This window comes from Micromonospora chaiyaphumensis, from assembly GCF_900091435.1.
Taxonomy (GTDB): domain Bacteria; phylum Actinomycetota; class Actinomycetes; order Mycobacteriales; family Micromonosporaceae; genus Micromonospora; species Micromonospora chaiyaphumensis.
In genome coordinates this window covers 24,229-35,802 of record NZ_FMCS01000006.1, presented here as the reverse complement: position 1 = coordinate 35,802, position 11,574 = coordinate 24,229, and the positions used below count along the sequence as shown (strand labels likewise).

The 11,574-nt window shown below is 73.1% G+C and carries 15 protein-coding genes and 1 tRNA gene; 4 read left to right on the top strand and 12 right to left on the bottom strand.

Features of this window, described 5'->3' with window-relative positions:
* Nucleotides 1-43: 43 nt before the first annotated feature.
* The gene (locus GA0070214_RS17120) at nucleotides 44-925 is read right to left on the bottom strand and encodes an SdrD B-like domain-containing protein (RefSeq protein ID WP_091264164.1); all 882 of its coding nucleotides are present in this window, start codon (nucleotides 923-925) and stop codon (nucleotides 44-46) included.
* Nucleotides 926-1,298: 373 nt separating this feature from the next.
* Here GA0070214_RS17120 and GA0070214_RS17115 point away from each other — a divergent pair, with 373 nt between their 5' ends.
* Entirely contained in the window at nucleotides 1,299-1,865 is a 567-nt protein-coding gene (locus GA0070214_RS17115; RefSeq protein WP_244167748.1) for a hypothetical protein, read from the top strand.
* A gap of 12 nt (nucleotides 1,866-1,877) precedes the next feature.
* On the opposite strand, the gene GA0070214_RS17110 is transcribed toward GA0070214_RS17115, so the two are convergent.
* Both GA0070214_RS17110 and GA0070214_RS17105 read right to left on the bottom strand, forming a co-directional pair.
* A complete protein-coding gene (locus GA0070214_RS17110) occupies nucleotides 1,878-2,216 on the bottom strand; it encodes a hypothetical protein (protein WP_091264157.1) in 339 nt (112 codons plus the stop codon).
* Between the two features lie 151 nt (nucleotides 2,217-2,367).
* Nucleotides 2,368-2,439, bottom strand: a tRNA-Lys gene (locus GA0070214_RS17105).
* A 121-nt stretch (nucleotides 2,440-2,560) separates the two neighbouring features.
* Between GA0070214_RS17105 and GA0070214_RS17100 the strand changes: the two genes are divergently transcribed.
* The gene (locus tag GA0070214_RS17100) at nucleotides 2,561-2,860 is read left to right on the top strand and encodes a hypothetical protein (protein ID WP_091264153.1); all 300 of its coding nucleotides are present in this window, start codon (nucleotides 2,561-2,563) and stop codon (nucleotides 2,858-2,860) included.
* Nucleotides 2,861-2,896: 36 nt separating this feature from the next.
* Nucleotides 2,897-3,979 (top strand): NAD-dependent epimerase/dehydratase family protein, encoded by a 1,083-nt coding sequence (locus GA0070214_RS17095; RefSeq protein WP_091264149.1) that lies wholly within the window; start codon nucleotides 2,897-2,899, stop codon nucleotides 3,977-3,979.
* 106 nt (nucleotides 3,980-4,085) lie between these two features.
* Here GA0070214_RS17095 and GA0070214_RS17090 read toward each other — a convergent pair whose 3' ends face one another.
* The 5 genes from GA0070214_RS17090 to GA0070214_RS17070 form a co-directional block, all read right to left on the bottom strand.
* A complete protein-coding gene (locus GA0070214_RS17090; protein WP_167364283.1) occupies nucleotides 4,086-5,261 on the bottom strand; it encodes a ribosomal eL19 family protein in 1,176 nt (391 codons plus the stop codon).
* A 102-nt stretch (nucleotides 5,262-5,363) separates the two neighbouring features.
* Nucleotides 5,364-6,116 (bottom strand): ZIP family metal transporter, encoded by a 753-nt coding sequence (locus GA0070214_RS17085; protein WP_091264141.1) that lies wholly within the window; start codon nucleotides 6,114-6,116, stop codon nucleotides 5,364-5,366.
* Nucleotides 6,117-6,154: 38 nt separating this feature from the next.
* Nucleotides 6,155-7,354: a GNAT family N-acetyltransferase gene (locus GA0070214_RS17080; protein WP_091264137.1), complete on the bottom strand. Its 1,200-nt coding sequence runs from the start codon at nucleotides 7,352-7,354 to the stop codon at nucleotides 6,155-6,157.
* Nucleotides 7,355-7,405: 51 nt separating this feature from the next.
* Entirely contained in the window at nucleotides 7,406-8,125 is a 720-nt protein-coding gene (locus GA0070214_RS17075) for a PP2C family protein-serine/threonine phosphatase (protein WP_091264135.1), read from the bottom strand.
* Nucleotides 8,126-8,218: 93 nt separating this feature from the next.
* The gene (locus GA0070214_RS17070; protein WP_091264132.1) at nucleotides 8,219-8,782 is read right to left on the bottom strand and encodes a helix-turn-helix domain-containing protein; all 564 of its coding nucleotides are present in this window, start codon (nucleotides 8,780-8,782) and stop codon (nucleotides 8,219-8,221) included.
* Between the two features lie 58 nt (nucleotides 8,783-8,840).
* Here GA0070214_RS17070 and GA0070214_RS17065 point away from each other — a divergent pair, with 58 nt between their 5' ends.
* Nucleotides 8,841-10,046 carry a benzoate/H(+) symporter BenE family transporter gene (locus GA0070214_RS17065; protein ID WP_091264128.1) on the top strand — a complete coding sequence of 402 codons (1,206 nt, stop codon included), beginning with the start codon at nucleotides 8,841-8,843 and terminating at the stop codon, nucleotides 10,044-10,046.
* On the opposite strand, the gene GA0070214_RS17060 is transcribed toward GA0070214_RS17065, so the two are convergent.
* The 4 genes from GA0070214_RS17060 to mscL form a co-directional block, all read right to left on the bottom strand.
* Nucleotides 10,047-10,322 (bottom strand): hypothetical protein, encoded by a 276-nt coding sequence (locus GA0070214_RS17060; RefSeq protein WP_091264125.1) that lies wholly within the window; start codon nucleotides 10,320-10,322, stop codon nucleotides 10,047-10,049.
* 22 nt (nucleotides 10,323-10,344) lie between these two features.
* Nucleotides 10,345-10,710: a hypothetical protein gene (locus GA0070214_RS17055; protein ID WP_091264122.1), complete on the bottom strand. Its 366-nt coding sequence runs from the start codon at nucleotides 10,708-10,710 to the stop codon at nucleotides 10,345-10,347.
* A gap of 29 nt (nucleotides 10,711-10,739) precedes the next feature.
* Nucleotides 10,740-10,988 carry a hypothetical protein gene (locus GA0070214_RS17050; RefSeq protein WP_091264120.1) on the bottom strand — a complete coding sequence of 83 codons (249 nt, stop codon included), beginning with the start codon at nucleotides 10,986-10,988 and terminating at the stop codon, nucleotides 10,740-10,742.
* A 77-nt stretch (nucleotides 10,989-11,065) separates the two neighbouring features.
* Nucleotides 11,066-11,536: a large conductance mechanosensitive channel protein MscL gene (gene mscL / locus GA0070214_RS17045; RefSeq protein WP_091264118.1), complete on the bottom strand. Its 471-nt coding sequence runs from the start codon at nucleotides 11,534-11,536 to the stop codon at nucleotides 11,066-11,068.
* Nucleotides 11,537-11,574: the final 38 nt, after the last annotated feature.

Here is an 11,574-nt window from a genome sequence, read left to right as displayed (position 1 = left end):
GCCCGCCCGGGGTTCGGGTCCTCCGGGCGGACGGCGGCCGGGGTCAGCTCCGGGTGACGAGGCCGGCGTCGACGACGTACTCGCCACCGGCGTGGGCCTCGAACTCGTCGCTCGCGGCGAGCAGCGTCGGGTCATGCTGGTACGCCGTCACCAGGTCCGAGTCGGTGGCGTCGTCACCTACGTTCCCGGCGGTCCGGTCGTACTGGTTGATGGCCTCCACCCGCACCTGATAGAGCAGTTCGGTCCGGGCCGTGATGGACCAGGTGCCGTCCGGGTTCACGGTGGCCGAGCCGCCACCGATCGTCTCTCCCTGCGGGCGCCAGAGGCTCACCTCGAGGACGCCGTCCGGGCCGATGCCCGGTTCGCCCTCCTCGCGCTGCCCGTCGCCGTCCAGGTCGTGCCAGACGACGCCCCGGATGACGCAGGTGCCCGCGATGGCCACCGTCACCGAACCGGTGTTGTTGCCGGTGTTCGACTCCCGCTTGTCGGGGGCGATGGTCGCGGTGATCGGCACGCTGGTCCCCGGCGTGGCGCCCGCCACCTCGAACGGCACGCTCAGCTGACTGCGCTGCCCGGCCAGCAGCGCCGGATACGCGCAGGAATAGCTGGTCGTGCTCGCCACCGTGCAGGTCCACCCCGTGCCGGTGTCGGCGGTCGTGGTGCGCAGGCCCGCGGGCACCGAGACGGTGAGCTTGACCGGGCCCGAGTCGCCGTTGCCGTAGTTGCGCAGGTCGATCCGCGCGTAGAAGGTCTCACCCTCGGCCGGGTTGAGCGGTTCGGTCATCACGAGGTCGACGAGCAGGTCGGGCTGGGTCTTCCCGGCCGCCACCGCGTCGGCCGGGAGAACCGCCGCGCCGAGGGCGAGGGCGGCCAGGGTGGTGGGGACGAGACGTCGGAGCGAGCGGGACAGGGAGTGCGGTCGCATGACTTCCTCACGTCGCAGGTGACGGCCCGACCGGAGGGTGGGCCGTGGAGATCAACTGTCTCCACTCATCCGGCGTCGTCGATGCGATCCGTGTTACGCGGGTCCTGCTGAGCAGGTCTGCTTGCGGGTGGCGGTCCACGTTCAGCAGTTCGAAGAGGTACCGTCTCTGGTTCGAGTGTGGAGATGGCTGACGGGACGTGGGTGGGGATCGGACTACTGATCCATTGCAGGTCGACGGGACGGTCGGTCGCAGAGCCTCCGAGGAGGAGGCGCCACAGACGTTGAGGTTCTTGAGGAGGTTCCGGTACCAGCAGCTCTGACCAGACGCGCTCGAAGCTTCGTCGACGCCCATGGGCATCGCCTGTACACCGAGATGAGCAGCGACATTCGCGACCACTGGCGGAACCACGGCATCCCGGCCGCGATCATCGAGCGGATGGCTGTGTTCGAGGCCCAGTGGGGCGGCTTGCAGCTACCCCCTGCGCCGCTGTACGAGGGCGGCCCGAAGTTGTTCCGGACCGACGTGCCGGAGATGACCTCGACGGGCGACTGGTGGTTCGATGCGGGACCCCAGCGGTTCTCCATGTCGTACGGGTTCTGCATCGGCCCTCAGGGTGAGTTCGGCATCGTGGGTGGCGCCCGGAGAGCGGTACTGCACCAATCGGTCGAGGGCTGGGTCGAGTCGCTCGCGTTGACCTACCGAGCGCGCCGCTGGGCAACGCAGATCACGCAGGTTCGTGGCCGAGCCGTCGACCGCCTGGACCTGTCCGAGCTTGAGCCGTTCGCCGAAGTGGCCGGCCTCTCTGACACCTGGTGGCGAGGTGGAGACACGATGATTGCCGTCTACCGAGGCGAAGCTCGCCTGTTCAGCCGTCCTGAGCTGCAGATCGCCATGATCTACAACGGCATCGTCGAGGCTCCCATCCACCTCGACCACTGACTCGTCGTATCACTACGAGCACCGTCGGTTGCCGCGTGACCACGATTGCGGCCAGGCCTCAAGACGCGTGACTATCTGCTGGAGGCTCGCCTCGAAGGCGTCCTCGCCAAGATCGCCTTCTCGGCGACGGGACCACAGCTCACTCAGGTCGTCCTCGATGGCTCCAAGCTCCATGAGCCGATCGGCGGAGGCAAGCGCGCTCCGAAGCAGTTCGTCCGCGCTTCCGGATCTCATGGTGAGCTTGTCCGGGAGTATCGCGAGCGCGCAGCGCGCCTCTGCGGCGATGCCGCGGCCAGCGGCCTCCACAGCCCGCCAAGTCCCCTCCGGGCCCTGGACGATCTCGGTGAACAAGCCGAGTAGCCGGGAGTTGCGTACGGCCGGTCCGTCCGTCATCGTCCGCCCTCACTCGATCGCTGACCGGTCTACTGCTGAACTTCGCTGCTGTACCGGCCCCGGTTACGGCAACAGCGGCCCCGCAAAGGGCCGCTGAGCTGCGGAGGAGTGGGCCGCCAGGGACTCGAACCCTGAACCTATGGATTAAAAGTCCACAGCTCTGCCATTGAGCTAGCGGCCCGTCCGACCAGGCTACCGGAACCCGCCCGAGCGGGCCTTCCGCCTCCGCCACCTGTCGATCTTCAGACTCGTCAGGACCGCCGGCGGGCATGACACCGCCCGCCGGGGGAACCGGGACACGCATGAGGGCGAGCAGCACCGCCGCGGTGGCGGCGTCCAGCGAGGTGGCCGGGGACGACGGCGTACGCCGCCCCGGCGGCGAGGTGCACGCCTGGTTGCCGGGCCAGAACCAGACCGTCTGCGGGCTCCAGCTCAGCCGCACCCGGCTGCGCCGCTTCCCGCACGTGCCTTTCGACTACTCGGACACCGACGTGCTCACCGAGGCCGACCCCGAGGGCTACGTCTGCCCCCGCTGCCTGGCCGCCACGCTGGGCCGCCGCGAGGGGGAGAAGGGCTGGGCGCGGACGAACCCCCGTCCGTGAGCGGTTGCTGTCCGCTTCAGCGGGTACGGCACCGGTATGCGGATCGTGATCGTGGGGGCGACCGGCAACGTGGGGACGGCGCTGCTGCGCCGGCTGCGGCGGGAGGCCGGGGCGGAGCTGGTCGGGGTGGCGCGCCGGATGCCCGGGCCGGACACCGGTGAGCCGTACGACGGGGTGGAATGGCACTCCTGCGACGTCGGGGCGCCGGACGCGGTGGAGAAGCTGTCGGTGGCCTTCGTCGGGGCGCGGGCCGTGGTGCACCTGGCCTGGCAGATCCAGCCCAGCCACGACCGGCGGACCCTGCACCGGACCAACGTCGACGGCAGCCGCGCGGTGGTCGAGGCGACCGTCCGGGCCGGTGTGCCCGCCCTGGTGTACGCCTCGTCGGTCGGCACCTACGCGCCCGGCCCCAAGGACCACCCGGTGAGCGAGAACTGGCCGGCGACCGGGGTGGAGACGTCGTCGTACAGCCGGGACAAGGCCGAGGTGGAGGAGTTGCTGGACGGGGTGCAGCGGGAGCACCCGGAGTTGCGGGTGGTCCGGCTGCGGCCGGGGCTGACGTTCCAGCGGGACGCCGGCACGGAGATCCGCCGCTACTTCATCGGCCCGCTGGCGCCGGTGCGGCTGCTCCGGTACGGCCGGCTCCCGCTGGTGCCGACCAACCGGCGGCTGCGCATGCAGGCGGTGCACGCCGACGACGTGGCCGACGCGTACGCCCGGGCGGTGCTGGGTGACGCGCGCGGCGCCTTCAACGTAGCGGCGGACCCCGTGCTGACCCCGGAGCTGCTGGCCCGGCACTTCCACGGCTGGACGGTGCCGGTGGCCACCCCGGTGCTGCGCGCGGCGGCCGCGCTGACCTGGCGGGCGCGGCTGCAACCGGTCGACACCGGCTGGGTCGACCTGGCGTTGAACGCTCCGCTCATGTCCAGCGAGCGCGCCGAGCGCGAACTCGGCTGGACCCCGAAGGTCGACAGCGTCACGGCCCTGAAGGAGCTGTTCGAGGGCATGTCCGACCGGGCCGGCACCACCAGCCCACCGATGTCGGCGAACCCGACCCTCCCCGGCCGCCCGAAGGCCCTCCTGAAGGCCCGCCTCCCCGGCCACCCCAACCCCTACTGACCACAGCGCTTGATCAAGCTGACCGCAGCGCGTTGATCAAGAAGTTCGCGTCACCGCGGAGATCGAACCTGACGCAAACCTCTTGATCAACCCCGAAAGGTGGGGGTCACCGCGTGAGGCGGGAGCCGGTCACCGTGGGTGGGCGGGCGCCCAGGAAGAAGATGCCGGGATAGCCCTGGGTTTCGAAGCCCTTGCTCGGATTGCGGCGGAGGGTCGACGTTTCGATCTTCATGGTGCCGGTGCGGTTGTTGCTGACGAAGAAGATGGCGCCGCCGCCCTCGTTCGCCGTGTTGCCCTCGATGATCGTGCCGGCGATCCGGACGGTGAACTCGTTGCCGTCGCAGTAGATGGCGCCACCGCTGCCGCCGCCGGGAGTGCCGGCCCGGGACGGGTTCGCGCCGCTGCGGACCGCCCGGTTGTCGCGGAAGACGCTGTTCAGCACGGTCCAGGAGACGCCGATGCTGCTGGTCGCCGCGCCGTTCGCGCAGACCCCGCCGGCGAAGCTGCTGTTCACGACGTACACCGGCTTGTTCTCGTGCTGGCTGAGCACGCGCAGCGCCGCGCCGCCCAGGTCGGGGCCGGTGCGGTCGCAGCGGTTGTCCACGAAGCGGGTGTTGACCACCTTGAACCGGCCGCCGCGTACGAAGATCGCGCCGCCCCCGCCGCCCTCGGTGCGGTCGCCGGTGGAGTTGCCGTCGGCGAAGGTGAGGTTCTGCACGGTGAGCTGCGGGTGGTCCTGGTTCTGGCAGTGCGAGGTGGTCCAGCCCTGGGCCTGGTCGCAGGTGTTCTGGTAGAGGATCCGGCGCTGGCCGCCGCCGCTCAGCGTGACCTTGCCGCCGCCGTCCAGCACGATCCGCGGGCCATGCGAGTTGACCACCTTCGCGGTGGCCTTCATCCGGATGGTCACCGGGGCCGGGCCGCAGTCGAAGGTGATGATCCCGCCGGCGGCCACGGCCTTCACCACGGCCTCCGAGGTGCAGCTCGCCGGGGTGCCGGTGCCGACCGTGCGGGTGGGGCGCGACGTGTCCACGGCCCGCGCCTCGGCGGGCACGGCAGCATGCCCGTCCGGGTTGCCGGCGCGGAACACGGCCGCCGAGGGAGCGGTGCTCGGCTTGGCGGTGCCGAGACCGGCCCGGGCGCTGGGGGCACCGACCGGAGAAACAGACGGGCCGGTCGCGGCGACCGGCGCGGGCGAGCCCGCCGGCTGGTCACCCCCGCACGCGGGCAGGGTCGCGGTGGCGACAGCGAGGACGAGGAGGGTGACAGCGGACTTCACGCGCACCGCCCGATGCTAGGAGGACCGCCCGCCGCCGCACGACTCCGCACGCGATCCTTAACCCGCCGCTAAGCCCCGCCGGTGCGGAGCGGGTGCCGGCCGCCCGCGTCAGGCGTGGGAGGAGAAGGCGAACGCGACCAGGAAGCCGAGCACGGTGATCAGGCCGACCAGCAGGTGGGCGTTCTCGAACGCCTCCGGGACCATGGTGTCGGTGATCATCGCGAGGATCGCCCCGGCCGCGAGCGCCGTGATGGTGGCCAGCACCGCGGGCGGGGACCCGCCGAGCAGCGCGTATCCGGCCAGCGCGGACACGCCCGAGGCCAGCGCGATGGCCGACCACAGCAGGAGGATCCAGCGCCGGCTGCGGCCGGCCTGGCGCATGCCCGCCGCGCTGGACAGCCCCTCCGGCACGTTGCTGAGGAAGACCGCGACCACGGTGACCAGGCTGACCTTGCCGCCGCCCAACAGGCTCGCGCCGATCACCACCGACTCCGGTACGCCGTCCAGCAGCGCGCCGACCGCGATGGCCGTGCCCGAACCGGGCAGCTCCTGCTCGGAGGGCTGCTCGTTGCCGGAGCGCTTGCGGTGCCGTGCCCCGCGCCGAGCCAGCAGGATGTTCGCCCCGGTGTAGGCGAGCGCCCCCACCGCCGTCCCGAACGCCACCGGCAGCAGGCCGGCCTGCTCGTGCGCCCCGGCGATCAGCTCGAAGGAGACCGCGGAGAGCAGCACGCCCGCGCCGAACGCCATGACCGAGGCGGTGATCCGGCGCGGCACCTGCGCGGAGAACCCGGCGACGGCCCCGATCAGCAACGCGGACCCGGCCAGCAGACCCCAGAATCCCGCTTCCCCCCAACCCGGCACCGCAGCACCCTACCCCCGCCCGCGACGGGGAAACGGGATCAGAAGTCGGCGAACAGGTACGGCAGCTCCCGCGGGAAGATCCGGCGCAGCTCGGCGGCCGCGCCGGCCGGCACCTCGCCGAGCCCGCGCACCGCCACCTCGGCCGGGTCGAGCACCCCGTACGCCAGGGCGGAGAGCCCGGCGGCGGTGAGCCGCGCGGCCGGCACGGTGCCCGCGGCGGCGCTGTCCGCCGGCAGCACCTCCAGCGTGCCGGTGGCGCCGTCGAGCAGGTGACTGCCGGCGAGCCAGCGGTCGCCCACCAGGTCGACGGTGACCCGGCCGGTCCCGACGGGCCGCCCGGCGAGCGCCTCCAGGCTGAGCAGCCGGGCCATCGGTGCCGGCGAGCCGGGCCGGGACACCCGCGCCTCGATGTGCACGGCGAGGTCGGTGAGCCACAGCTCGGGCAGCTCGTCGGCGGGCAGCTCGACGCTGATCCGCTCGACCTGGTCGACGTGGCGGGCGAAGAACTGCAGCAGCGACGCCCGGGCGTACGGGTCGGCGGCCAGCAGGTCGTCGGCGAACAGCGTGCCGCCGTGGTCGTCGATCCGGTAGGTGACCGCACCGACCGTCTCGCCGTCCCGGACGGCGGTGAGCAGCCAGCGGTCGTCCCGGTCGCGCAGCCCGACCGCGCGGAAGTCCGGGAAGATCGCGAACCCGTGCCGCTCGCGCAGGCAGCGCTCGGTGTACGCCCGCCACCGCTCGTAGCCGGCGCCGACCCGCTCCCACACCACCTCGCCGGGCAGCTCGGCCCGGAGCAGCGGCGCCAGGTCCGCGGGGGAGAAGACCGCGGTACGCCGGCGGGGCAGCCCGACGTAGCCGAAGCGCTCGTAGAACGAGGCGCGGAACGGGTAGAGCGCGGTCAGCGGGTGCCCCTCGTCGAGCATCTCGTCGAGGAGCCGGTCCAGCAGCGCGCGCACGTGCCCGCGCCGGCGGGCCAGCGGGTGGGTGGCCACCCCGGCGACGCCGGCCATCGGCAGCACGGCCCCGCGCAGGTTCTGCCGCATCGGTACGGCCGAGACCGCGGCCGTCGTGACCCCGTCCTCCTCGACCACCAGCGTCCGGTTGCCCGCGTTGTACGGCAGGTACTCGCGGAACTCCTCGGTCCGCGACACGGCCATCGGCGATGCCTCGAAGGCGTACGCCTGGAGCGGGAAGCTGGTGGTCAGGCGTTCCTCGGCGGCCAACCGGCGAATGCGCATCCGTTCATCCCAACGTGACCCGCCGGGCGGCGCAACCCGAATCGGACGGGATCAGGCCTCGGTGACGTCGGAGACCACCACGGTGACGTTGTCCGGCGCGCCGGCCTGGTGGGCGAGCTTCACCAGTTGCTCGCCGCACTGCTGCCGGTCCGCGTAGGTGCCCAGCGCCGAGGCGATGGCGGCGTCCTCCACGTAGTCGGAGAGGCCGTCGCTGCACAGCAGCAGCCGGTCGCCGGCGAACACGGTGAGCACCCCGATGGCCGGCGGCACGTCCGAGCCCTGCACCGCCCGGGTGACCAGCGACCGCTGCGGGTGGTGGCGGGCCTGGTCGGGGGAGAGCGCACCCTGGTCGACCAGCGCCTGCACGAAGGTGTCGTCCCGGGTGAGCTGGGTCAGCTCGTTGTCCCGCAGCAGGTAGCAGCGGGAGTCGCCGACCTGGGCGAGGACCAGGGTGTCGCCCGCGAGCAGGCCCGCGGTCAGCGTGGTGCCCATGCCGTCGCGGGCCGGGTCGACCGTGATGGCCGCGCGGATGCGCTGGTTGGCGGTGCTCACCACGGCGCGCAGCGCGTCGGCGGCCTCGTCCGGCACGGTCGGCGGGGTGAGCTCGTCCAGGATGCGGATGACGATCTCGCTGGCCACCTCGCCGGCGGGGAGGCCGCCCATGCCGTCGGCCACCGCCACCAGGCGGTCACCGGCGAGGGCGGAGTCCTCGTTGTTGGTCCGGACGAGGCCGACGTCGTTCAGGATGGCCGAGCGGAGGATCAGCGTCATGGGGACAAGCTTGCCAAGAACACCCGCTCCGCGTCTCTACGCACTGCTGGGTCTGCGGAAAGAAATGTCATCGGCTTGCACACGGGGTATGCATCAGGACTCCACTGTGGTCGATCGCGGGTAGCGCAGCAGCAGGCTCGCCCGGACCTCCTCGTCGCCCACCGCGGCGTAGCTGTGCGGCACGTCGGAGATCCACCGGAGGTATTCCCCGGGGCCGGCGGTCAGCGGGGCGGTCACCGGGCCGGCCCGGAGCACGCCGGAGAAGACGGTGACGTGCTCGGTGACACCGGCCTGGTGCGCGGGGGAGAGCTGCGCCGGGCCGGGGCTGACCCGCATCCGGTACAGCTCGTAGGTCGCGTCGGTGTCGCTGAAGACCTCCAGCAGGGTCGCCCCCACCGCGGCGCCGCGGACGGTCGGCGTCTCCGCCGGCCCGGAGAGCACGGCGGTGAGCGGCACGCCGAGCTGGGCGGTGATCGCGTACAGGGTCTCCAGGGTCGGGTTGCGGGTGCCGTTCTCCAGGCCGGAGAGGGTGGCCTTCCCGACGCCGGCCAGCCGGGCGAGCGTGGACAGGGACATCCCGCGCTCCTCGCGGAGGGCGCGGATCCGCCGGCCGACGGCTCCGGCGGTCCGGTCACCGGCTGGTGGGGCAGCTGCCATGGGGCTATCGTGCTACATCGGCTCGTTCCGTAAACGGAACGGTGGTGAGGGGAGAAGCATGGCCGGTCGACTGCAACCCGTCCTGGCCGGCGTGGTGACCGCCCTGGTCGGCTTCGCCAGCTCGTTCACCGTCGTGCTCGCCGGGCTGCGCGCCGTGGGCGCGGACCAGGCGCAGGCCGCTTCCGGCCTGCTCGCCCTCTGCGTCGCCAGCGGCTGCTGCGCGGTCTGGCTCGGCCTGCGGCACCGGCTTCCGCTGGCCATCGCCTGGTCCACCCCCGGCGCCGCGCTGCTGGTCGCCACCGGCCCGGTACCCGGCGGGTGGCCGGCCGCGGTCGGCGCGTTCCTGCTCGCCGGCCTGCTGATCGTCGCGGCCGGGCTCGTTCCCGCGCTCGGCCGGGCCGTCGCCGCGATCCCCGCGCCGATCGCCAGCGCCATGCTCGCCGGGGTGCTGCTGCCGCTCTGCACGGCGCCCGTCCGGGCCCTGGTCGAGGTGCCCCGGCTGGCCGGGCCGGTGGTGCTCGCCTGGCTCCTGCTGCACCGGTTCGCCCGCCGCTGGGCGGTGCCCGGCGCGCTCGCCGTGGCGGTGGTGGCGATCGCGCTGGCCGCCTCCGGGCCGGCCCGGATCGACGCCGCCCCGGCCGTCGTGCTGACCGCGCCGGCCTGGACGCTGCCCGCGATCGTCGGGCTGGCGCTGCCGCTCTTCCTGGTCACCATGGCCGCGCAGAACGTGCCGGGGACGGCCGTGCTGGCCGGCTACGGCTACCGCGCCCCGCTGGGCTCGGCGCTGCGGGTGACCGGTCTGGCCACCGTGCTCGGCGCGCCGGCCGGCGGGCACGCCGTGAACCTGGCCGCGATCACCGCCGCGCTGGCGGCCGGCCCGGACGCCCACCCCGACCCGGAGCGGCGCTGGATCGCCTCGGTCACCGCCGGGATCGGCCTGGCACTGCTCGGCCTGGGTGCCGGCGTGGCGACCGCCCTGGTGCTGCTCTCCCCGCCGGTCCTCGTGGAGGCGGTGGCCGGGCTCGCGCTGCTCGGCGCGCTGGCCGGCGCGGTCGCGGCGGCGGTCGCCCAGCCCGGCGCCCGGGAGGCTGCCGTGGTCACCCTCGTGGTCACCGCCTCCGGGGTGAGCCTCCTCGGCGTGGGCGGCGCGTTCTGGGGGCTGGTCGCCGGCTGGCTGATGCTGCTGCTGTTCCGCCGCCGCCCGGTCCCGCCGCCGGCGCCCGAGCCGGAACCGCAGCCGGCCGCGCCGGCCCGCGTGGCCTGATCAGGAGGTGCCTTCCGCTTCGACGCCGATCTCCATGATCCGTAGGCGGATGCCCGTGACGTTCTCCTCGACCATCCGCCGGAGCGCCCGCGCCTGCTCCAGCGTGTCGAGCACGACCAGCGCGTGGGTGAGGTCGGGATCGTCGTCGTCCGAGCCCCACCAGCCCCGGACGAAGCCCGGGCTCTGCCGGGTCACCTCGGCCATGTGCGCGAACTGGGCGGCCCGTGCCGCCGCCTCGGTCGGGACGCCGCCCTGCTCTCCGATCACCATCCACATGCCGCCCACCGTAGGCGGGAAGTCACTCCTCCGGGGGCAGTTCGCCGGCGGGGACGGTGAGGCGTACGCCGTCCTCGGTGACCGCCGCGATCCGGTCGGCCAGCACGTAGACGGCGCCGGTGCGGGCCAGCTCGGTGGAGACCTTGAGGTAGCCCTCACGCAGCAGCCGGGCGGCCAGGTCGGCCGGGACGTCCGGCTCCTCGGCGGCCGCCGACCCGATCAGCTCGTCCAGGCTGCTGCCCGGGTCCACCGGGGCGGGCGCCTGCACGGTCACGGCGGCCGGGTCGCCGCGCTGGACGAGATCCACGGTGCCCACCTCGACGCCGGTGGAGTCGATCACCCGCATGCCGGTGGTGACCCGCGAGACGGTGTCCTGCTGCTGGCTCATACAGGCGCGGTTCCCGAGGCGTGCGGGCGCTAAACGGGCGGGGCCCAGCCGCTCGGCGGGCGGGGGGACAGCTCGCGCCAGGTGTCCGGCCCCTCCAGCAGGGCCCGGACGGTCTCCTCGGCCTCGTCGACGCTGGCGTACTCGTAGAACTGGGAGACCCCCTCGGCGCCGCCGGCGCGCTGCTCGACGTGCCAGCGGTCGCCGTCGACCCGGAGGAAGACGTCCCGCCGGGCCAGCCGCCCCCATTTCCCGTTCCACCAGTGCCTACGCTGCTCCATGCCGGGACTCTATCGAACAAGTGTTCGACACGCGTCGGCCCCCGCGGGATTCCCACGGGGGCCGATCGGCTATGGGGTCAGCGCGCGGCCGGGGGCTCCTGCCGGCGGCCGAGCACGTCGTCCAGGGCCCCCCGCTGGGCGGGCGTGCCGTGGTTGCCGGCGAGCAGCGCGTCCCGGATCTCGGTGAGCAGCCGCACCTCCTCGCTGGGGGCCTTCGGCGGCGGCTCCTCGCCGCGCTTGCGCCGCTCGGCGAGCTTGTTCATCGGGAAGACGACCAGGAAGTACAGCGCCGCCGCGGTGAGCAGGAAGGTGATCACCGCGTTGACGAAGGCGACCCAGTCGAACGCGATGCCGCGGAACATCGGCGCCGTGCCGGCCAGGCCCTTGTCACTGCCGGTGATCAGCAGCACGAAGACCCGGATCAGCGGGTCCAGGAACGACTTGGTGAGCTGGGTGACCACGCCGGTGAAGGCCGCGCCGATGACGACACCGACCGCCAGGTCGACGACGTTGCCGCGCATGATGAAGTCTTTGAAGCCCTTGAGCATCCGCTCTCCCGTGCTGTCCGGATTTCTGTCCGGGACAA